The 23,565-nt window shown below is 60.6% G+C and carries 7 protein-coding genes and 3 pseudogenes; all 10 read right to left on the bottom strand.

The window, feature by feature from the left end; genetic code table 11:
* Nucleotides 1–77: 77 nt before the first annotated feature.
* A complete protein-coding gene (locus ACI766_RS13255) occupies nucleotides 78–551 on the bottom strand; it encodes a hypothetical protein (RefSeq protein WP_124122755.1) in 474 nt (157 codons plus the stop codon).
* Nucleotides 548–1,373, bottom strand: a pseudogene (locus tag ACI766_RS13250) (hypothetical protein); the annotation flags it as partial. The gene ACI766_RS13255 and the pseudogene ACI766_RS13250, both read right to left, overlap by 4 nt.
* Nucleotides 1,374–1,405: 32 nt before the next feature.
* Entirely contained in the window at nucleotides 1,406–1,807 is a 402-nt protein-coding gene (locus ACI766_RS13245; RefSeq protein WP_124122756.1) for a DUF6911 family protein, read from the bottom strand.
* Complete coding sequence (locus ACI766_RS13240; protein WP_071534723.1) at nucleotides 1,804–2,040, bottom strand: hypothetical protein; 237 nt, start codon at nucleotides 2,038–2,040, stop codon at nucleotides 1,804–1,806. Before ACI766_RS13240 ends, ACI766_RS13245 begins: the two co-directional genes overlap by 4 nt.
* 68 nt (nucleotides 2,041–2,108) lie before the next feature.
* A pseudogene (locus ACI766_RS13235) lies at nucleotides 2,109–2,809 on the bottom strand (transposase).
* 585 nt (nucleotides 2,810–3,394) lie between these two features.
* On the bottom strand, nucleotides 3,395–3,790 hold the full coding sequence (locus ACI766_RS13230) for a hypothetical protein (RefSeq protein ID WP_019484989.1): 396 nt from the start codon (nucleotides 3,788–3,790) through the stop codon (nucleotides 3,395–3,397).
* A gap of 626 nt (nucleotides 3,791–4,416) precedes the next feature.
* Nucleotides 4,417–4,659: a hypothetical protein gene (locus tag ACI766_RS13225; RefSeq protein ID WP_045176722.1), complete on the bottom strand. Its 243-nt coding sequence runs from the start codon at nucleotides 4,657–4,659 to the stop codon at nucleotides 4,417–4,419.
* 320 nt (nucleotides 4,660–4,979) lie between these two features.
* Nucleotides 4,980–5,684 (bottom strand): annotated as a pseudogene (locus ACI766_RS13220) (hypothetical protein); the annotation flags it as partial.
* A gap of 242 nt (nucleotides 5,685–5,926) precedes the next feature.
* Entirely contained in the window at nucleotides 5,927–6,532 is a 606-nt protein-coding gene (locus ACI766_RS13215) for a hypothetical protein (protein WP_023086187.1), read from the bottom strand.
* Nucleotides 6,529–23,472 (bottom strand): two-partner secretion system exoprotein TpsA1, encoded by a 16,944-nt coding sequence (gene tpsA1 / locus ACI766_RS13210; protein WP_258871336.1) that lies wholly within the window; start codon nucleotides 23,470–23,472, stop codon nucleotides 6,529–6,531. Before tpsA1 ends, ACI766_RS13215 begins: the two co-directional genes overlap by 4 nt.
* Nucleotides 23,473–23,565 lie beyond the last annotated feature (93 nt).

Below are 23,565 nucleotides of genomic sequence, written 5' to 3'. Positions count from 1 at the left end.
AAATATCCCCCGTATGGGCCGGGGCGTTGGGCAATTACGAAGCGAGAGCGGTGATAGTGCGCAAAGGAAACCCCAGCTCATAAGCTGGGGTTTTTGCTTGTAACTTCAGGAAAGGCTCGGCGGATGTGCTCTGTCAGATCAATGATATCTTCATAGGCAATCGACCCGAATTCCGGCTCGTATTTAGCCATATATTGATTAGGGGCTAAATCTAACGCACGAGCAAGATCCCAGACTTCTAATAAGCGGCTCGGCACTATGCCCCAATTTGTTCCAGGAAGATCAACCCTCTTATGCTCATCAAGAACCCACTTAACTCTCCCCTGATAGCTTTCTATAGCCACTCGCAGGCGCGAAATTATGGCGGGATCTTCCTGTATGAATCTAAACCAAACCCTAGGAGGATGTGAGGACTGATCTTTAATCACCCACTCCCCACGCTCTTTATTGATAAATTGGCTATTTACACATTTTCGCCATTCAGTTTCACCGAGAGCCTCGATTAACTCGAGCAAGGAGCTACTTTCTCTTTTGATTTCAGGAGTATTCATCGCAACCCCTGCAACTTATCAGAAATAGTGACCCCATCAGGATTCATGCCTTTTATATGCTGTTCCCAGTCGCCTTTAGGTATTGGCTGAGATGACAGCCGAGGGTCATACACGTACCGCCCATCTGTATAGACTTGGTGATAAGCTTGCCCTGGGACTTCGTTACCATTCTCATACAAATTTAGGTTACTCCGCTGAGTTGGCCTAACCTCAATAACTTTCCCCTTCCCGCCTGCTGCCGCAAGCAACTTACTCGCAATTTCTGAACAGTCTGTACCATCACAAGCCGTCATTCCTTTAATGCGCGGGCTTTCCATCGCATCCACTACAGCTTTGTTTGGTGGGAACTCCGGATTAACTGGACGGAACGGATGTTCCATTCCTGGTGGAATGAACTCATCGGCCACTTTTCCGGCAGTCGCAGTCCCTTTTGCACCCCCACCCAGCCGACCCAAGTCCCCCACTGCCCCGAGCTGCGAACTCATACTACCGGAAACAGGTGACTCCGCAATCGCGTTGACCAGGTTCTTGGCTGCTGTTGGCAGCTTGGCGGTTATCTGCGCGCCACCTTTCACTGCCGTCAGAACGCCAACAAGTTCCGCAGCGAAGCTACCGCCCTCGACACCAGCTGTGACCGAACCTTGCCAGCCGGCATCCTCGTATGTATGCCTAGATCAAGAATGCGGCGCGCTCCTCCAGCCCCTTCAGGTAGTTATCGCCAAATTGCTGCCGGAACTCTGGCGAAGTGGCCAACTGCTCCAGAGCTGCATAGGTTTCCCTCCAGCTCTTGACCAACTCATAAACACCGAAAAATAAATCTGCCCCCTTTATCCTTCTTTTATTAAGAAAAAATCTTAATTGAGAAGCTCCTTACTGACGTCACCTGTTAGGAAGAATTCTTCAAATATATTTTTCAGTATAGAAAATTCATCGCATATCAAGACGCCATCCCAAACATCCCCCAACACTTCGAAGGGTATGCCTTGCAGCTTTAAATTTCTATAAGATCGAACAATATAGTCCACCCCATCGTCTTCCCCCAAAGAGACGACATACTTTCCGCCTTCAGACTGTACTTGTAGCGACTGCGGCCCCACAGCCGTCTTGGAAATAAGTTCAAGAGTGACCGAACCTTTACCCTCTCTGATTAGCTCTAGATAAGAGAGGACATCATCCCAAGAGGGAAATCTATTCCTTCCCCCCTTAGCTTGAGCACCCACGCCAAAAACCCAAGACAGCGAGAAAGCAGCCATCATTCAAGCTCCCTCAAAGACCGCATACCAGGCTTCCAATATAGAGTTCTTCCTGTAGTCACTTCGTTTATCTGTAGAGAGTTCAAACCAGCCTTTTCTACCGCTGCCGCGATATCACCACGGCAATAGCTGCAAACAGCTTTACCTTCAACCTTCAAGGCCATATCTGCACCAGTGGTTTTCCCTGCATTATATGCTTGCTGAATAATTCCAATTTCGGCATGAGCATCCGCCATATTTCCATTCGGGTGAGGTTTTCCATTAGCCGCAATCTTTGCATCCACTAAGAAAAAAGGGGACAGATTTATTTTCCCTGCTCTAATCTCGGCCGCCCTTGCCCACGCCGCTCTATTCTCACCCCGGCTACCCGCTCGATCTCGTCCACGAACCGTTGATTGCCCGTCAGTTGTCCACGCTGAACCGCCTCGCGAATCAGCCTCAATTCCTCGGACGGTATCGCCTCTTTCATGAACGTTACGTATCGCCGATATCGCTCTTCGGCCGTCTGACCTAGCTCAATGAAGCAGGGATCCATATCCAACCAGTTTGGCTCCTTCAACCAATCCGCCCGCGCCCATAACTTGACCAGGGATAGGCCGCCACATCGTCCACCATCCGCGCCCGAACAGGGTTCAGTTCGATGTACCGGCAACACGCCAGCAGGTAAGCATCGCTCTGTACGACACTCGATTTATAGCGACTTTCCCACAACGTTCCGGAACGGCCCTCCAAGCGATTCCGATATCGTGTCGTGCGCGCCGCCAGCGTTTTCATCAGTTGCGCCAAGCCAGACAGCGAATCACCAGGCGCCAAGAGCAGATGGACATGGTTGGTCATCAGGCAAAATGCGTAGACCTTGATACCAAAGGCATCCTTGAGGTCCCGTAGATCGGAGAGGTAACGCTGGTAGTCCTCGTCCTCGGCGAATACCACTTGCCGATTGTGTCCCCGCTGGACCACGTAAAGCGGATAGTTCAGTAAAACCACTCGCCTCTGCCTAGGCATCGCGGAGCCTCCTTACGGCGTCTGCGCTGGAGCCTCCCTGCTTAGAAAATTAGAGTAGGAAAAATAAATCTGTCCCCTTTATGCTCTGTCCCCTTTATGCTCTAACGACCCAATAAGGGTCTGACTCGCTGTATGGCTGACCAAACAATTCTTTCACAAGCACCTCCTTTACTTCGGGTGGAAATTTGTCACCGTTCCTGTGAACTTATCTAAATAAACCCTAAAAGTGACACCCCCGGCAACAGAGTCATATTGACTCAGCCCTTTAGATAGCGCGTCCTTATAGCCGCCAGCTGCGGCCTGCTGCCCTAGATCAAGGATTCCCTGATCAGTAAATATTTTGATCGGAAAAGGGGACAGGTTTATTTTCCCTACTCTAATTCTGACTAGTGCTTACTCCTCACCCCCACTGTATAATACCACTGCCGATCTTACCCATACTGAACCACGTGAAGCGGATAGTTCAGTAAAACCTCTCGCATCTGCCTAGGCATAGCGGAGCCTCCTTGCTCAGAGAATTAGAGCAGGGAAAATAAATCTACCCCTTTATTCGCCCCTTTACTCGAGTGAAATAAGAACCTCCGGCTAGACCGGGAATCTCTTTGAGTAACGCTCCTCCAATTTTTTAGCCGAACTTAGAACACTATCCCTCTCCTCGGGGAAGAAATCAGAATAAACATCGGCTGCAATCTTCATCAAAAAAACATAGTCGAGCACTGGAATACTTGAGGTCTCCACTTCCCCCAAAAAGAAACTGACCTCATTAAACTCTTCAGGATCATCCCAATCCTGATCAAGAGAGTAGAAATGTCCCTCACCCACAGAGAAGCCAACCCCCTTCGAAGCCTCATTTATAAACGCAGGGAAGTTAGTCCTCTTCCTCGTTATAGATGCCTCTATTAGCTCGTATAGGTCTTCATAGTCCAGACCAGTGGAAGCGAATGATTCCTTGAGCTTTTCAAGCCAAGACAAACAAGCCATCATTTTATCCTCGGAGGCATAGTGATGAAGGAATTTGTTATTTCGCCAGTCTTGCTGTTACGTGTCACCTGGAAGTAATAGCCATCAACCTTGATACTAGTTTCCCTCAAGGCCGGATTGGCTTTGAATACAGATTCCGCCTGGACTGCCGCGCGACTAGACATATCAGCCACTTTACTATCTGGCAGAATTTTGGGGTCGTAAGTCGTTTTCGTGGATACAGACTTATACCCACCAATAAATTCGCCCTTAGTGTTAGCTCTAGGCAACTGATAGCTGTACTCAACAATCCCAGGGAAACGAGCATCTGTGATTTTATTGGAAACCTTCGCACCGGTTATTTCAACCGACTCTAAGGAAAAAGGGGACAGATTTATTTTTACTACTATAATTTCAGCAACCGCCCACGCCAACCCCCTCAAAGCGAATAACTCGCTAAACCAATCGCCCTTACCTAGGGCATCGCGGAGCCTCCTTACGGTGTCTGCACTGGAGCCTCTCTGCTCAGAGAATTAGAGTAGGGAAAATAAATCTGTCCCCTTTATGCTGTAAATTTTCTGCTTGAGAGCTAAGAAACGTAACAACCCCGCCGAGTTCAGGAAGTTTTTGAACTCCTTTTGCACCAACTAATCATTACTGAGCAAAGAGTTCCTTGCCAACCTCAGAGACTCCAGAAAATCATCCAGTGGAACTCGTAAAACTGCATCCTTCAAGTCTGCAAATATCTCCAGCTCTAAGTTTTCTTTACCTTTATCTTGGTTGATCTGAGCAACTGGCTCACCTTTGTACTGAACCTCGGTCGTGAGATGCTCGTATCGTACATCACTAGAGCGCAGAATTTCAAAATCGGGATTTCGTTCGAGTTTCATAATCACAGTTTCGGATCAAGGAATGTAGAGAAGGAGCCATCACTGTTATAGCGTATGCCCCGACCATCAGGAACTCGAATTTCAAGCCCTCCTCGACTAAGGTTTGTGTACACAGCTTTCGGATCAGTGACTATTTCATCAACAATCTTCTGAGCCACTGAATTTTGATTTTCAATTCCGCCAGTAAGCTTTGGAAATGTTCCTGTCGCTCTTTGCCCGGATGCGTGTTTGGTAAGGGCTCTAGCAGCCTTAGTCAAACCTTCCTTGTTGATTGGTTCAGTTGCAGCAGCAACAAGGTCATTAGCAGTGCGTCCACCAAAATTCTGAAGAGCCGTTGCTGATCCTTTTGGCCCCCCACCCAGCTTACCCAAGTCCCCCACTGCCCCGAGCTGCGAACTCATACTACCGGAAACAGGTGACTCCGCAATCGCGTTGACCAGGTTCTTGGCTGCTGTTGGCAGCTTGGCGGTTATCTGCGCGCCACCTTTCACTGCCGTCAGAACGCCAACAAGTTCCGCAGCGAACCTACCGCCCTCGACACCAGCTGTGACCGAACCTTGCCAGCCGGCATCCTCGTATGCCTGGGTCAAGAATGCGGCGCGCTCCTCCAGCCCCTTCAGGTAGTTATCGCCAAACTGCTGCCGGAACTCTGGCGAAGTGGCCAACTGCTCCAGAGCTGCATAGGTTTCCCTCCAGTTCTTGACCAGCTCATAAACACCCACTGCGGTTTCAGCTGTCGAAAGACCGATGCCTCCTCCAACACCTACGACGATACCGACATCCTGCTGGGCCGAAATAATTGCCCATTTGGCTTCTATTCCGGTTTTGCAGAGCTGTTTGTCCTTGCAGCCATCGACCTCCTGCCGCTTCTTCTCCTCCTGCCAATGACTGAGGTAGTTGTGTTGGGTGGCATTCCCCGCCACCCAGGCTCCCGTCTGCAAGCTCTTGGCGTCCGCATCGCCCTGCGTCGAAGCTGCCAGCACGCCGATCAACTGCGGACTCATGGTCAGCAGGCCCTTCTTCTCCAGGCAACGCATACGTTGCCCCGGCGAGCGACCCGCCAGGGATGGCGGGGCCGGAGGTTCAGGACTCTGCGGAAGTAGCGAAAGGGAGGTCAGTGCTCTTCTTTTAAAATCGAAAAAGTAAATTATTAAAGAACAGGGAATTACTGAACGGGGAAAATCTATCTACCTTTTAGTTCTAGAGCAGTGAAAATAAATCCGTCCCCTTTATGCTTGTCCCCTTTATGCTTCTACACTTTTGCATCTTATGCCGATTGCAAAAATCTATACTTCCAATAATCCATACCCTCTAAAACCCAATACCTCTCCCTATCGGGCACTAAATGGCAAAAATCCGAACACTTAGCAAGCCAGTCTGAGTAAGCCAATTCTTCATGCGCCCGATTACAGTCCATATGCATGTAAATTTTGCGATCGAAATTCACATAGAACATTGGAAGCCTAGAGGCAACAGTATTAGCATCATGAAAGTAGCTTGCACTCAACTCAACACCAGAAAGATAGTAATCTTCAATTCTTCCATGCAAAGACTCGCTCAAATCAAGCCCGCACACAAACATATCTTTTAGGTCTTGCCGCGATAACACCCACCGCTCCTCCGCCCTCAAATATTTCAAAAAATTCTCAGCAGTAAGTTTAAGAACCCCACCTCTAAACGTCATGCATGCCGACGCATATTGCTCCTGAGTTATATGACCCTTATCAAGGTATGCACGATAATCCTTCTCCGCATCCAAGCTGAAGTTGAATTTATCATCCACAACCCAGAAGCACGCACCCGAATGAACAAAAAAGCATATATTTTTTTCACCACCCCACAAATCATCAGCTAACAGTTGCCACTGAGTCATCTCCCAAACTCCTTCAAAAACTCGTCATGAGAGTATAAGCGCGCATTGCTTGAGTGCTTTTCAAGTAACGACTCCCACATCTTGGGCAGCTCTAAAGCAACGCCTGGTTGGCTCGGATCTACAATTTTGGGTGCCGACGGATCTCGTGGAACGCCCGGAACTGGGCGCTGAGGTATCGCACTATCCATTATCTGCTTATGAAGACCTGCATCTACCTCAAACACTACTACCGACCCGTCCGGACGCTTGTTAGTTAAGAAGTAGCTCGCATGATCAGCACTCCCCACACTGACACAAAGCTGCCCAGAGCATCCAGGGTTAATTTTAATACTGCCATCGGTATTCACAGTAATTCGATTTTGGCTCGTTGCTGCACCGGAGCCACCGCCTTCGACTCTAAAATACGTTTCAGTCTTAGGAGTCGCTCCTTTTGCCCCCCCACCCAGCCGACCCAAGTCCCCCACTGCCCCGAGCTGCGAACTCATACTACCGGAAACAGGTGACTCCGCAATCGCGTTGACCAGGTTCTTGGCTGCTGTTGGCAGCTTGGCGGTTATCTGCGCGCCACCTTTCACTGCCGTCAGAACGCCAACAAGTTCCGCAGCGAACCTACCGCCCTCGACACCAGCTGTGACCGAACCTTGCCAGCCGGCATCCTCGTATGCCTGGGTCAAGAATGCGGCGCGCTCTTCCAGCCCCTTCAGGTAGTTATCGCCAAATTGCTGCCGGAATTCTGGCGATGTGGCCAACTGCTCCAGAGCTGCATAGGTTTCCCTCCAGTTCTTGACCAGCTCATAAACACCCACTGCGGTTTCAGCTGTCGAAAGACCGATGCCTCCTCCAACACCTACGACGATACCGACATCCTGCTGGGCCGAAATAATTGCCCATTTGGCTTCTATTCCGGTTTTGCAGAGCTGTTTGTCCTTGCAGCCATCGACCTCCTGCCGCTTCTTCTCCTCCTGCCAATGACTGAGGTAGTTGTGTTGGGTGGCATTCCCCGCCACCCAGGCCCCCGTCTGCAAGCTCTTGGCGTCCGCATCGCCCTGCGTCGAAGCCGCCAGCATGCCGATCAACTGCGAACTCATGGTCAGCAGGCCCTTCTTGTCATCGATGGGCAGGCTGGCGTATTGCTTGGCGAGGCTATCCACCAGCGCCTCGTTGACTCCCGCAGCCAGGGCTCCGGTACGGAAATCGCCACCGACCGCTTCGGCGGCCAGACCTCCCATCAGGGCGTGCAAGCCGATCTTGCCGAGGCTGCCGTCGTCCAGCACACCATGGGTGGTGTCGCCAATCAGCTTGAAGCCGTAGGCCGCAAAGGCATTTGCCAGGCTGTTTTGCAACGCATCGCCCAGGCTGCCCTTGCCGCCCAGCGCTCGGTCCAACAGCACCGAAGTGCCATTCTGCAGCAACTGGTTCGAGGTGAACTGGCCCACACCTTGCCAGGTGCCCAACCCTGCGGCGGGCGCCACGGCCCCGGTGTTCGGTAGAGCGGTCGAGGTGCCGGTCTGGGTCGAGGTCCATTTGTCGTAGACGCCGGCAGTCAGCCCCGCAGTCGTGCCAGCGACTACATAGCCCCTCAGCGCATCGCTGGAGGTCACGTCCTTGACGACATCCCCCAGGTTTCCCCGGTTGTTGATGGTGCTGATCGCTCCATTGCTGGCCATGCCCATAGCCACGGCAGTTCCAGCGGCATTCGCCCAGCCGGCGGCAGCTGTTCCTACTGCTGTACCGGCCTGGACCATTGCAGTGCTACCGGCAGCAGCCATCATGCTTCCTGAGCCCGCCCCCACACCCGCCATCGATCCCAATGCCGCACTCGCCGCACCCGCCGTGAAGTAAGTCACGACAATCGCTATCGCCAACTGCGCGCCGACGCCCAGCCCGGAGTTGCTGTACTTCCAGCTGTCATGCAGTTCCTGCACGCGCCGCCAATCCACATCGCCGCGCTGCTCCATCTGCTTCAACCAGGCCAGTTGCGGATCCGCCTGCACCATCGCGTCGATGGTCTGGCTCACGGTCTTCTGGTCGATGTGCTTGAGGTCGATCTTCAGGCCTTCCACGGCCTTGATCGCCAGGTTGCCCTGGGCGACGAGCTGGCTCTGGCGTACGGTTTCGTCGGTCTGGCCCTTGCCCTTCGACGACTGCCACGCCAGGTCGCCCTTGCTCTTCTCGTGGCTCTCCTGGTGCAGGTCCTTCACCGCGTCGAAGGTCACCGCGCCGCCACTGACGATGGCCAGGTCGTTGCCCGATTCCAGCTTCGCGCCCTGGTAAGTCTGGTCGCCGCCACTGAGCAGGGTGAGGTCGCCGCCGCTGGATATTTGGCTGCCCACTGCCGTCACATCGGTGATTTCGTCGCGCCGGGTCTTCTTGCTACCGAAGCTGCCTTTGCTCTTCTTGTCGTAGAGGTAGTAACTGCTGTCGTTGGCGGCCAGCAGCTCCAGCTTGTCGCCGGCCACCAGGTAGGCTTCGTCGCCGGCGCTGGCCTGGCTCGCGACCAGCCGCAGGTCCTGTCCGGCATTGATCGCCAGGTCGCCGCCAGCGTCCACGCGAGTGGCCTGCTGGGTGATCTTGTCGTCCTGGAAAGTGACCTTCTTGGTCTTGCCATAGGCATGCTCTTCGTTGGCAGCCGCGACCAGGCCCACATCGCGACCCGCCTCGAATGTCACGTCGCGACGAGCGTCGATGCGGCTGCCCGCGACGCTGATATCGCGTCCGGCGCTGACGCTGATATCGCGCCCCGCCACGACCTCGGCGCCCATCTGGGTCGTCTGGGTCTGGTATGCCTGGCTTCCTGCCGTCCAGCCCCGCTCCGCTACCGCAGCCGAAACCAGGACATCCCTGCCGCCTTGCAAGGCGAGGTCGCCCTTGCTGTCGATGACACCGCCAATATTGGCTACATCGCGTCCTGCCGAAACGGTCAGCTTCTGCGCAGCCTCGATACGCGCGGCGCTATCGGCAAATGCCTCAGTGGTACCGGTTCCCCTGTAGGAGGACTGGTGCTGGGTCACCGTCCGTTCATTGATGACGTCTCCGGTAAGGGCGGAGAGGCTTACCTCGCGCCCGGCAATGATGCCGCCCTGGTCATTGCGGATGGAGCCGCTGGCCAGCAGGTCGAGGCGGTTGCCGGCCTCGATCAGGCCGCTGTTGTCGATGTTGCCGGCTGTCGCGCTGAGGTCGTTCTGCGCGCGCAGGGTACCGGCGTTCCTCAGGTCCCCGCCGGTGATCAGGTTCACGTCGCGCCCCTGGATCAGCGCGCCGTTCGGGCCCAACCGCCCCTCGGCCTGGGCCAGGTAGACCACGGGGGCGAGGACCTTCTCGCCATTCACCTCGACTTCTTCCAGCCAAACGATGTCGTGGGTCAGCGCGGCCACCTGGGCGGCGCTGAGGGTGACGCCAGGGGTCAGTCCCAATACGTCCTTGCTGGCGATGGCGTTGTCCATCAGATAGCGGAACATCGCTTCGTCGCTGTTCAATCCGGCGATGAAGCGCTGCCCCGTACGCTGGACGATCGCTTCGCGTACCAGGCGCTGCTCGTATAGACCGTCGCCCAGGCGCTTCTTGCTGTCATCCGGATTGATACCCAGGCCACCGAGCAGGTAGTCCGAGTTAAGGAACTGCTTCAGCTCGGTGAGCGCCGGGTTGGTCTCGATCAGATACTTGTGGCTGTTGCTCGGTATGGTATTGCTGGGCACGCCCTCAACGCGCGCAACCGACGGCAGGGTTTGCAGCGCTGGCTGCCCAACCGGAGGCTCGGCAAGAAGGGCACTCCGCTCTTCGAGGCGAGGCAGGCTGCCCTGAGCCCTAACGGCCGAAGGCAGTGCCTGCACCGACGACTGCTCAGCCGGCAGATCGGCAAGGATGCTGCCATTGCCACCTGGACTGGAGACTACCCCCTCTACACGCACTGTCGAAGGCGAGGCCTGGACCGTCGCCTGCGCACCCTGCCAATTGGCGAGAATAGTTCCATTCCCATCGTAACCGGGTACTGTGCCTTGAACACGATCAGCCGCGGGAAGGCTTGAGAACGAGGGGAGACCACCGCGCAGATCGGCGAGGATGACGCCATTGCCGCTGTGACCCGATGCATTGCCCTCGACGAGTCCACTCAGTCCCGTGGTCGCCTGGTGCTCACCGGCCTGGAAACGGCCAGTGTTTCCCCCGTCGCCCGAGATTGGCGCAGAAGCCCGTAGCGCATCGATAGCCTCAGCTACCCGGCCCTGATAGGCGGAACCGGCAAGCGAGGTGACCCGATCATCGCCGACACGACGCGCCTGGGTACTCCAGCCACTTGCGTCACTGCCTGCCTGTGCGGATACAGATACGCCATCGCCGCTCTGGGTGAGATCGCTGGCGGATTTCAGAGCACCACTTGCCTGGTTCACCTGGGCTCCTTGAGACGCCAGGCGGAAGAGCCCATTCTGGCCTTGAGGCAGGCTGAAGCCCGGTAGGGTGAGAGGAGTGATCTGTTGCCTTGCCAAGTCTGGTGGCAGTTGACTGTTCAAGTTGACAATAGTAGATGAGGTATTAGCCGACACTTGTGTATTCAAGGCTATCCCTAGCTCGGACGATACCGGCAGTCCTTCTCGAACGACGCTATTATTTATCTCTTGGCTAGCCGTGATACTGACCTTTCCCGCCGCCTGCACAACGGCATCAGCCACACCTTTCTGTGCACCATCCGAAACAGTAAGAACATCAAAGTAATTGACATTCCTTATTGCATCAGGAAGTGGCACCCTTACACCTTCTGTGTATTTCGCCTCAGGAAATATTCCATAAAAATTACTAGGTGTAATAAAGGTCCAGTAATCTTGCCAACCAATCAACACATGGGTTTCTCGGTTAGCCGTCCCTCCCATTTTCCAACCAGTATAGGCAATCGACTCATTCCAGTTCTCATCCCAATAATGTATGGATCCACCACTGACGGTATTTGGAGCCCCGCCTCTTCTGGAAGGAAGATATTGCGAATCATTCGAAGCATTATATTCCATTACCGAGCGCCAAAAACTCAGAATACTTTTGTCTTCGCGCAGCCAAGGGTGTTCGAAGGATCTCCTTACCGAGTACTTTCCTAATGTAGCGCCCTGATTGGTAAATCTGTCTACACGCACATCGATGTCTTTTGAAGCCGTTACATAGGATGCCGAATTGAGAAAATCTGAGCCCAGCACATAGAGACTCCCTCCTGCAGAAATACTTGCGGATGGAGCATCAGCTTTCAGACTCGACTCGTAATTCTCCAGCAAGACCATGTGGCCGTTACCAGGCGACGTTCTCCGCATCCCGATTGCACTGGAAACAAGCTCAGATGACACCTCAAAAAATTCTTTCTTATTTACGATATTGCTGGCAGAAATCCTGGTATCTCCAGAGCTTTCTATATTCGCCGAGATATTTTCCAGGCTGGCGGCACGGTTGCCGGCATCGTCGCGGGCGATATCCAGCCTGCCGAGGCTGTACACATCCCCGTAGAGGTTGGTGATGTCGCCGGCGCGCAGGGTCATGTCGGCGCCACTGAACAGCAACCCGCGCTCGTTGAGCAGGGCGGGCGCGTTCAATCGCAGGTTGCCGCCGCCGCCCAGGGTGCCGTAGTTGTTCAGGCTCGCGGCGCTGGCCACGAGGTCGCCGGCGGCGGTGATCCGCCCACGGTTGACCAGCAGGTTGCCGGCGCCGAGCGTGACATTGGCACCGCCGGCGAGGCTGGCGGCGTTGCCGAGGTCGAGGCTGGCGGCGTTCAGGGCGAAGTCGCCGAGGCTGGTGGCGCGGCCGTTGCCACGGTAGCCGCCGCTCAGGTCGAGGCGGAAGCTGCCGTCGCTGGCCAGCAGGCCGTCGTTGCTCCAGTCGCCGCCGCGGCCAGTGAAGGACTGCACCGCCAGCAGCTTGCCCTCGGCCGTCTGGCGGAAGGTGCCGATGTCCAGGTTCAGGCGTCCGGCTTGCAGCACGCTGCTGTTGGTCCATTCGCTGGCGCGGATGTCCAGCAGGCCATTGGTGGTCAGTTCGCCGCCGGCGCGGATCACCTGCCCGGAATCCAGGCCGAAGGTGCCGTTGCCGGTGTGGAGGATGCGCCCGCCGGCGTTGGCCAGGCTGCCCAGTTGCAGGTCGAGGTCCTGGTTGGCGCTTTCCAGCACGCCGTAGGCGTTGTTCAGGCCGCCAGCGACCAGCCGCGTGCTGCCGCTGCGGCCGAGGGCGCGCAGGCTGCCGCCGCTGTTGTCGATCGCGGCGGCGCGCAGGTGCAGCTCGCTTTCGCTTTCCAACTGGCCGAAGCGGTTGGCCAGCGCGCCGGCCAGGCTGAAGTCGATGCGCCCGGCGCCGACCTTGCCGCCCTGGCCCGCCGCCGCGCCCTGGTTGAGGAAGCGCTGGCCGTCGAGGCTGAGCAGGCCGCTGGCGTAGAGGCCGCCACCCTGGTTGTCGAAGTCGGCGGTGACGATGCGGTTGTCGCCGCCCAGCGCCGAGAGATGGCCCTGCTGGTTGCGCACGCCTTGCCCGGCGCGAATCTCCAGCGACTGCGCCTGGGTGACGCCGGCGCTGTTGTCGAACAGCCCGGTGACCAGCTTCAGCCAACCCTTGGCGCTGTTGAGCACGCCGCCGGCGCCGTTGTCGAGGCTGCCGCTCTGCAGGTCGAGGTTGCCGGCCCGGCTGTCCAGGCGGCCGCCCTGGTTGCTCAGCGCGCCACCGATACGCAGCCGGTTGTCGCCCTGGGCCTGGAGCGTGCCCTGGCGGTTGTCCAGGCTGCCGGCCTGCACCTCGAGGGCGCCGGCCTGGCTGAAGATCAGGCCGTCCTGCTGGTTGCGCAGGGCGCCGCCGCCCAGGCGCAGGCTCATGCCGGCCTGGCTGGCGAGGGTGCCGGAGGCGCTGTTGTCGAGGCTGCCGGTGGTGATCTCCAGCAGCCCCTGGCTGACCAGCTTGCCGCCGCGGTTGTCGACGCTGGCGCTGCGCAGCAGCAGGTCGCCGCCGCTGGCCAGGCGCGCCGCGCCGGTGTTGACCAGGGCGCCGCCGAGGATGGCGTCGAGCCGGCCCTGGCTGATCAACTGGCCGTCGCTGTTATCCAGGCTGGCGCCCTTGAGCAGCAGGCTGCCGCCGTTGATCCGGCCGCCGGCGTTGTTCAGCAGCGTATCGTCGCGCTCGAAGCTCAGCGCGCGCTGCGCCGAGACCAGGCCGCCCTGGCCGTTGTCCAGCTTCCCGGCGATGCTCAGGGTCACGTCGCTTTCGCCGGAGACGATGCCCTGGGCGTTATCCAGGCTGGCGGCGTCGATCCGTTGCGCGCCCTTGCTGACCAGCGCGCCCTGGCCGTGGTTGTCCAGCGCGCCGCCGAGGCTGATGGCCAGCTCGCCGTCCTTGCTCGAAAGGGTGCCGCCGGCGCTGTTGTCCAGGCTCCCGCCTGTCACCGTCAGGCCCTGCCATCCGGAGAGCAGGCCGGCGCCGGCGTTGCCCAGCGCGTCGGCGTCCAGGCGCAGTTTCCCGGCGCTGATGATGCGCCCCTGCTGGCCGTTGTCGATGCGCCTGGCCAGCAGCTCGAAGCCCTGCTGGCTGGAAATCTCGCCGCCCTGGCGGTTGTCGAGGACGTTCAGCCGCTCGATGCTCAGCGGGCCGCGGGCACTGATCAGGCCGCCCTGGTTGTCCAGGTCGCCGCCCCGCAGGTCGAGACTGACGCCGCGCTCGCCGATCAGCCGGCCCTGGCGTTGCACCAGGCGCTCGACCGTCAGGCGCAGGTCGCCCCGGGCGGAGATTTCGCCGCCGTCGGCGGAATCGACGCGCCCTGCCGTCAGTTCCAGTTCGCCGTCGCTGGTGAGCAGGCCGCCACGGTTGTCCAGGTTGGCGGCGCTCAGGCGCAGCGACTGCTTGCCACTGAGGGCGCCGCCACGGTTGTCGAGGTCGGCGCTGCTGACGTCCAGGACGCCCTGGCTGATCAGTTGGCCACCCTCGGCGTTGTCCAGCGCGCCAGTGGCGACGCTCAGGCCGGCGTTGCCGGAGAGCAGGCCCTTGCCGCTGTTGTCCAGGGAGGCGCTGGCGAGCGTCAGGCGGGCGCCGGAAACGGTGCCTTCGGCGTGGTTGTCCAGCGCGCCGTCGACGCGCAGGTCGATGCCGGCGCGGCTGGCCAGGGTGCCCTTGGCGCTGTTGTCCAGGCGAGCGGCCGCGATGTCCAGGCCGGCGGCGCCGGAGATCACCCCGGCCAGGCTGTTGTCCAGGGCCTGGGCGATGCGCAGGGTCAGGCTGGCGGCGCCGATCAGGCGCCCGCCGCGGTTGTCCAGGCTGGCGGCGGCGAGGGTGAAGGCGCGGTCGCTGGAGATTTCCCCGCCGGCGCCGTTGTCCACCACGCCGAGCTGGCGCAGCAGCAGCGCGCCGGGCGTGGCGATCAGGCCGCCGTCGCGGTTGACCAGCGTGCCGCCATTGAGGTCGAGGGTGACGCCGGTTTCGCTGACCAGGACGCCGCCTCCGCGCTGGTCGAGGCCTTTCAGGTTGGCGTCGAGCAGGCCCTTGGCGCTGACCCGGCCCTGCTGGCCGTTGTCCAGCCGGGCGGCCACCAGGGTGATGCCGGCGTTGCTGCCGATGCCGCCGTTGCGGCTGTTGTCCAGCACGCCGGTGCGGATATCCACCGCACCCTTGGCGCTGATCACGCCGGAACGGCTGTTGTCGAGGCTGGCGCCCTTCAGCGTCACGCCGGCATCGCTGAGCAGCCTGCCGCCCTGGTTGTCCAGCGCGGCCTGGCTGGTCAGCGCCAGCGCACCGGCGCTGGAGAAGGTTCCGCCACGGTTGTCCAGGCGCGCGGCGCGCGCCGTCAGGCTGCCTTCGCTGACCAGCGCGCCGCCCTGGTTGTCCAGCACGCCGCCGAGGCTCACGCTCAGGCTGTTCTGGCTGTCGAGCCGCCCGCCGCCGCCGTTGAACAGTTCGCCGCCGTCCAGGCTCAGGCCGTCGCGCCCGGCCAGCACCCCCTTGGCCTGGTTCAGCAGGCGCTGCACGGTGAGGCGCAGGCCGCTGTCGCCGATGACCTTGCCGCCGCGGTTGTCCAGTTGCTCGCGGGCGTTCACGGCGACCTTCGAGGTGCTGGAAATCTCGCCGGCGCGGTTGTCGACCTGCCGCGCCTCGATAGCGATGCCGCCATTCGCGGCGATCAGCCCGGACTGGCTGTTGTCGAGCGTGTCGGCGCGAAGGTCCAGGCTCCCCTGGCTGACCAGTTCGCCGCCTTGCTGGAGCAGCGTACCGACCGCCGCCTCCAGCACGCCTCTGGCGGCGATACGGCCTTGGTTGCCGTTGCTCACCTGGTCGGCTACAAGCTCCAGGCGGCCTTCACTCACCAGGCTGCCTTGTTCGGCGTTGTCCAGGCTGGTCACGCTGATACGGGCATCGCCCTTGCTGCCGATGGTTCCCGCACGGTTGTCCAGGACCTGAGACTCGATGGCCAGTCCGTCGGTCGCCAGGACCTGCCCCTTGAGACTGTTGTCCAGTGCCTTGGCGATGCGCAGGGTCAAAGCTTCGCTGCTGATCAGCCGCCCGCCCTGATTGTTCAGTGTGTTGGCGGCGAGGGTGAAAGCACGGTCGCTGGATATCTCTCCGCCGACGCTGTTGTCCACCATGCCGAGTTGGCGCAGCAGGAGCGCGCCAGGCGTTGAAACCAGACCGAGGTCGTGGTTGTCCAGGGTGCCACCGTTGAGGTCGAGGGTGACACCGCGCTCGCCGACCAGCGAGCCTCCCCCCTGCTGAAGCAACCCTTTCAGGTTGGCGTCGAGCGTACCCTTGGTGCTGATCCGTCCTTCCCGGCCGTTGTCGACCAACCCGGCGACCAGGGTGACGCCCGTATTGCCGCCAATGGATCCCTTCTGACTGTTGTTCAGGGCTCCGGTACGAATGGCCACAGCCCCTTTCGCACTGACCAGGCCCGCACGGCTGTTGTCGAAGCCAGTGCTGTTCAGGGTGGCTCCAGCATCGGTCACCAACCTGCCACCCTGGTTGTTCAACTCGCCCCGGCTGGTAACGAGCAGGCTACCCGCACTGGAGAAAGTCCCCGCCTGGTTATTGACCTGGTCGGCCTTCACTGTCAGCGACCCTTCGCTGACCAGTGCACCGCTCCCCTGGTTGTCCAATGCACCACTGAGCGTTACATCCACCTGGCGTTGGCTGCTGAGCAGGCCGCCATCGCCATTGAGCAGTTCCGCGCCGTCCAGGTGCAATCCATCGCGACTGGCGAGCACACCCTTGGCCTGGTTCAGCAGGCGCTGCACGGTTAGGCTCAGCTCACTGTCGCCGATCACCTTGCCCCCCCGGTTGTCCAGTTGTTCCCGGACAGCCAGAGCCACCTTGGCCACGCTGGATATTTCCCCACCGCGGTTATCGATCTGGCGTGCCTCGGCGGTGACCCCGCCATCGGCGCTCACCAGGCCGCCATTGCGGTTATCCAGGCTATCGGCGTCGAGAGTCAGCGTCCCCTGACTGGCCAGTTCTCCACCCTGCTGCTCCAGGGTGCCAACCGTGACCTGCAGATCGCCCTTCGCGGCAATGCGCCCCTTGGCGCTGCTCACCTGCTTGGCGGTCAGATCCAGGGCGCCTTCGCTGACCACGCGGCCTGCCTCGTTCTCCAGGCGGTTCACCCCGATGTGTGTATCGCCCTTGCTAGCAACGATGCCGCTATGGTTGTCGAAGACGAGTGCAGCGACATCCAGCCCTCCGCTTGCGGAAAGAACGCCTTGGAGGCTGTTGTCCAGTGCCTGGGCGATGCGCAGGGTCAGGGAGTCGCCGCTGATCACGCGGCCACCCCGGTTGCTCAGCGCGGTCGCGGCGAGGGTAAAGCTTCGATCGCTGGAGATCTCGCCACCGCCACTGTTGTCCACGACACCCAGTTGCCGCAGCAGCAAGGCTCCAGGCGTGGCGATCAGGCCCTGAGCACGGTTGACCAGTTCTCCCCCGCGCAGATCGAGCGCGATGGCCGTATCGCTGACCAGCCTGCCGCTGCCCTGCTGATCCAGCCCCTTCAGGTTGGCATCGATCGCACCCTTGGCAGTGATCCGGCCGTTCTGGCTGTTGTCCACCAGGTCCGCGACCAGCGCGAGCCCGGCACCGCTGCCTATGCCGCCCTTCTGGCTATTGTTGAGGCTGCCAGTACGGATCTCCGCGGCCCCCTTGGCGCTGACGATGCCGCCCTGGCTATTGTCGAGGCTGGCGCTGCGCAGGACGGCACCGGCGTCGGTGACCACCCTGCCCCCCTGGTTGTTCAACGCACCCTGGCTGGAAAGCGACAAGGTCCCGGCGCTGGAGACTGCACCGCCCTGGTTGTCCAGCCGACCGCTCTTCACGCTCAGGCGTCCCTGGCTGCTCAAGCTGCCCGCCTGATTGCCCAATACGCCGTCCAGAATGACGTCGATGCTTTGCTGGCTGCTGAGCAGGCCGCCGTTGCCATTGAACAGTTCGGCGCCATTCAGGCGCAGCCCATCACGACTGGCGAGTACCCCGCCGTCCTGGTTGAGTACCCGTGGCGCGGCGAGGCGAAGTCCGCTATCGCCGATGGCCTTGCCGCCTCGGTTGTCCAACTGCTCGGCGACGTCCAGTGTCACCTGGCCCGGGCTGGCGATTTCGCCCGCACGGTTGTCGATCCTCCGGGCGGAAACGGTCAGGTTGCCATCAGCACTGACCAGACCGCCGCTGCGGTTGTCGAGGCTATCGGCCTCGAGCATCAGCGCACCCTCGCTGCTCAATTCGCCACCCGCCTGGTTAAAGGCTGTCACGCTGGCGTGCAGGTCACCCCTGGCCGCGATCCGTCCCCTGACACTGTTCGCTCGCTCGGCAGTCAGTTTCAGACGACCTTCGCTAAGCAGGTCGCCGTCATCGTTTTCCAAACGGGACACGTCGATATCGACGGCGCCCTTGCTGCCGATGGAGCCACTGCGGTTGTCCAGGGCAAGCGCCCGGATATCCAGGCCTCCGGTGCCGGAGAGAACACCTTCGAGGCTGTTGTCCAGAGCCTGGGCGATGCGCAACGTCAGTACACCGCCGCTGCGCAGGCGGCCACCCTGGTTGGTCAGCGCGGAGGTGGTGAGTGTGAAGGCTCGGTCGCTGGAAATTTCCCCGCCGCTGTTGTCCACCATGCCGAGTTGGCGCAGGAGCAAGGTTCCAGGCGTGGCGATCAGGCCCTGAGCGCCATTGGCCAGGGTTCCCTCGTTCAGGTCGAGTATGATGCCGGCATTACTGACCAGCCGCCCTTTGCCCTGCTGATCGAGTCCCTTGATATTTGCGTCGATCATGCCTTTGGCAGTGATCCGACCTTCCTGGCTGTTATCCACCTCAGTAGCAATCAGGCCGAGCCCGTCATTACTGCCAAGATTGCCTTTCTGGCTGTTGTTCAGAACCCCGGTATGGATCTCCGCCGCAGCGTTGGCACTGATGATCCCTGATCGGCTGTTGTCCAGGCTGGCGCTGGTCAGGCGCAGGCTGGAGTCCGTCACCAACTTGCCGCCACGGTTGTCCACCGCCTCCTGGCTGCTCAGTCTCAGCGCACCGGCGCTGGACAGAGTGGCGTCCTGGTTGTGTATGCGCCCGGCGCTCACCGTCAGGGTACCGTCGCTGAGCAGCGCGCCCTTGCCCTGATTGTCCAGCACGCCGTCCAGAGTGACCTCTATATGTCTCTGACTGCTGAGCAGTCCGGCATTGCCATTGAACAATTCGGTACCACTCAGGCGCAGCCCATCGCGGCTGGCGATTACTCCCTTGTCCTGGTTGAGCACGCGTGGCGCGGTGATGCCCAGACCACTGTCAGCAACGACTTTGCCGCCACGGTTGTCCAGTTGCTCAGTGAGATTCAGCGTCGCCACGCCCTGGCTGGCAATCTCGCCGGCACGGTTGTCCACCTGCCGGGCATCGATGACCACACCTCGGTTGCCGGCGATGCGACCAGCGCCGTTGTCGACTTTGTCGGCGTCGAGGGCCAGCGCGCCCTGAGTCGTCAGCTCACCCCCGTTCTGCACCAGCGCACCGAGTTTGGCACGCAGATCATCCTTGGCGACGATACGCCCCTTGGAATTGTTCGCCTCATCGGCTACCAGCTTCAGGCCGCGTTCGGCGATCAGCGTGCCAGCGTCGTTTTCCAGGCGGGTCACACCGATATCGATGGCGCCCTTGCTGCCGATGGAGCCACTACGGTTGTCCAGGACGAATGCCTGGATATCCAGACCTCCGGCACCGGAGACAATCCCCTCGAGGCTGTTGTCCAGGGCCTGCGCGATACGCAAGGTCAGGGCTCCGCCGCTGAGCAGGCGTCCCCCCTGGTTATTCAACGCGGAGGTGGCAAGAGTGAACGCGCGGTCGCTGGAGATTTCCCCACCGCTGTTGTCCACCACGCCGAGTTGGCGCAAGAGCAAAGTGCCAGGCGTGGCGATCAGGCCTTGAGCGCGATTGACCAGGCTTCCCTTGTTCAGATCGAGCGTGATGCCGGTATCGCTGACCAGGTTGCCCCTGTCATGCTGGTCCAGCCCTTGGAGAGCCGCATCGATCGCACCCTTGGCGGCGATCCGGCCCGCCTGGCTGTTGTCTACCCGAGCGGCGACCAGGGTGAGTCCCGCATCGCTGCCGATACTGGCTTTCCGGCTGTTGTTCAGGTTGCCGGTACGAATCTCCACGGCCCCCTTGCCACTGATCGCACCGGCCTGGCTGTTGTCGAGGCTGGCGCTGCTCAAGCTAAGTCCGGCGTCGCTCGCCAGTCTGCCGCCCTGATTGTTCAGGGCGCCCTGGCTGGTCACTGCCAATGCCCCTGCGCTGGATAGCGTACCGCCCTGGTTGTCGAGCCAGGCTGACTTCACCGTCAGGAAGCCCCGGCTGTCCAGGCTGCCGGCCTGGTTATCGAACGCACCGGCCAGGGAGACGTCGATACCCTTCTGGCTGGACAGCAGGCCCCCCGCGCCGTTGAACAACTCCGTAGCACTCAGGCGCAGCCCATCGCGGCTGGCGAGTACCCCCTTGTCCTGGTTGAGCACGTGCGGCGCGGTGATGCCCAGACCACTGTCACCGACGATCTTGCCGCCACGGTTGTCCAGCTGCTCAGTGAGGTTCAGCGCCACCACGCCCTGGCTGGCAATCTCGCCGACGCTGTTGTCCACCTGCCGGGCCGTGATGTCCACGCCCTGGTTGCCAGCGATACGGCCAGCGTTATTGTTTAGGATGCCCAGGTCGAGAGTCAGCGAGTCCTGACTGGTCAGTTCTCCTCCCTTCTGGCTCAGCGTGCCAACCTTGGCATGCAGGCTACCATTGGCGGCGATACGCCCCTTGGAACTGTTCGCCTCATCGGCTACCAGCTTCAGGCCGCGTTCAGCGATCAGTGTGCCAGCGTCGTTTTCCAGGCGGGTCACACCGATATCGATGGCGCCCTTGCTGCCGATGGAGCCACTACGGTTGTCCAGGACGAATGCCTGGATATCCAGACCTCCAGCACCGGAGACAATCCCCTCGAGGCTGTTGTCCAGGGCCTGCGCGATACGCAAGGTCAGGGCTCCGCCGCTGAGCAGGCGTCCCCCCTGGTTGTTCAACGCGGAGGTGGCAAGAGTGAACGCGCGGTCGCTGGAGATTTCCCCACCGCTGTTGTCCACCACGCCGAGTTGGCGCAGGAGCAAGGTGCCAGGCGTGGCGATCAGGCCTTGAGCGCGATTGACCAGGCTTCCCTTGTTCAGATCGAGCGTGATGCCGGTATCGCTGACCAGGTTGCCCCTGTCATGCTGGTCCAGCCCTTGGAGATCCGCATCGATCACACCCTTGGCGGCGATCCGGCCCGCCTGGCTGTTGTCTACCCGAGCGGCGACCAGGGTGAGTCCCGCATCGCTGCCGATACTGGCTTTCCGGCTGTTGTTCAGGTTGCCGGTACGAATCTCCACGGCCCCCTTGCCACTGATCGCACCGGCCTGGCTGTTGTCGAGGCTGGCGCTGCTCAAGCTAAGTCCGGCGTCGCTCGCCAGTCTGCCGCCCTGATTGTTCAGGGCGCCCTGGCTGGTCACTGCCAATGCCCCTGCGCTGGATAGCGTACCGCCCTGGTTGTCGAGCCAGGCTGACTTCACCGTCAGGAAGCCCCGGCTGTCCAGGCTGCCGGCCTGGTTATCGAACGCACCGGCCAGGGAGACGTCGATACCCTTCTGGCTGGACAGCAGGCCCCCCGCGCCGTTGAACAACTCCGTAGCACTCAGGCGCAGCCCATCGCGGCTGGCGAGTACCCCCTTGTCCTGGTTGAGCATGCGTGGCGTTGTGATGTCCAGGCCACTGTCACCGACGATCTTGCCACCGCGGTTGTCCAACTGTTCGCGAGCGCTCGCCACCACCCTCGACGTGCTGGAGATATCGCCCGCTCGGTTGTCGATCAACCGAGAGCTCAAGTCGAGATCCTGGCCGGCGACAATGCGACCGCTGCGATTATCGAGCCGATCCGCCTTCAGGAGCGTACGGCGCTCGCTGACCAGCTTGCCGCCCGCACTGTTGTCCAGACGAGCGAACTCGATGTCCATGTCTCCCTTGCTGGAAAGGAGACCGGCACTGCGATTGTCCAGTGCGGCAGCCTGGACCTGCAGTTCGTTCAGACCGACGACCTGGCCGCCACGGTTGTCGAGATCGCCACGGGTCTTGACCACGGCGCGGTCCCGGCTCTGCAACAGGCCGTCCTGGCGGTTGTCCAGGCTGCTCGCCTCGACCCGCAGTTCGCCCTCGGCGAGCAGCTTGCCGCCACGGTTGTCCAGGTGTCCGCCGTCGACCCGGACGGTCGCCCCCTTCAGGCTGCCGCCCTGGTTGTCCAGCGCCTGGCTCGCCTTCGCTTCCAGCGCGCGGCTGGCCACCAGGCTGCCGGCGTTGCGCAGGGTGCCGCTGCGCAGCTCGAGGTCGCCACGCGCGTTGCGTCGCTCGTCTGGCTCGACGCCGGCTTCGATCACCCCGGCGTTGTCGATATGCGCCGCCTCCAGCGCGATGCGTTCGCGCGCCGCCAGGCTCTGCCGGTTGACCAGTTCCTCCGCGCTGCGAATCTCGGCGCTGCCGCCGGCGTAGGTCTTGCCGTTCAGCTCCACGGCCTGGGCCGCGATCTTCAGGTCGCCCTGGCTGGAGGCCTGGGCCAGGCTCAGCTTGCCGCTGGCGTCGATGCGGATGTCGCCGCCGCTGGCGGCCATGTCGCCGGCCAGCTTCACCCCCACGCCCTGCTCGGTGCCGACCAGGCGGATCGCCCCGGCGTACATCCCGCCCAGCGCCGAGCTGTCGATCGCCAGTTGTGGCTTCTCGCTGCCATCGGCGGCGCGCGGCGTGGCCTGCAGGCTGTCGGCCTGGACGTCGTTGCGGCCGGTGACGATGTTGAGGTTCTTCGCGTAGAGCTTGGCGTTGAGCTTGGCGCTGCGGGTGATCAGGTCGAACTGTTCGAGGTTGCCGACGTTCAGTTCGGCGCCTTCGACGACGATGTCGCCGCCGTCCACCTGGAAGCGCTCCAGGCGCTGGCCGTCCATGATCGGCTTGCCGGTGGTGAGGGTCGCGCGCGGCGTGTTGATGAAGCCGCAGCCCTGGCAGGTGATGCCGTGCGGGTTGGCGACGATCACCCGCGCCGACTGCCCGGCCACCTCGGTGTAGCCGGCCAGGGTGCTGCGGTTGCCGCCGGTGACCTGGTTGAGGATCACCTGCGCCGCCTGGCCCTTGAGGTTGGGGTTGCCGAGGATGATCCCGCCGAGCTGGGTACCCTGGGTCTTGCCGGTGGCGTTGTTGAGGATCAGCCCGTTGGCGCCGACGTTGTAGTCGCGGAAATGGTTGTTCGACAGCCCGGCGCCGTTGGGCGTGGCGATATTGACGACGGGCACGCCGTTGCCCGCCTGGCTCAGGCCGGTGTTGCCGCCGGCGGCCTTGTCCAGCGCCAGCCCCGCCGCCGCGGCGACGATCGGGTTGAGGAACAGGATGCCGGCCAGGGACAGGGCGATGCACTGGTTCAGCGGGCTGCGGATGTCCATATCGTTACTCCTTGGCGGGTAGGGGCCCGGCGAGGTTAAGCAAGGTTTTCCAAGGAAAGGGCCTCGATGCAGGTAGGCGCTTTCCTAAAGCGT

Source organism: Pseudomonas sp. DL, assembly GCF_047199225.1.
Classification (GTDB): Bacteria; Pseudomonadota; Gammaproteobacteria; order Pseudomonadales; family Pseudomonadaceae; genus Pseudomonas; species Pseudomonas aeruginosa.
This window is presented reverse-complemented; position numbering and strand designations above follow the sequence as displayed.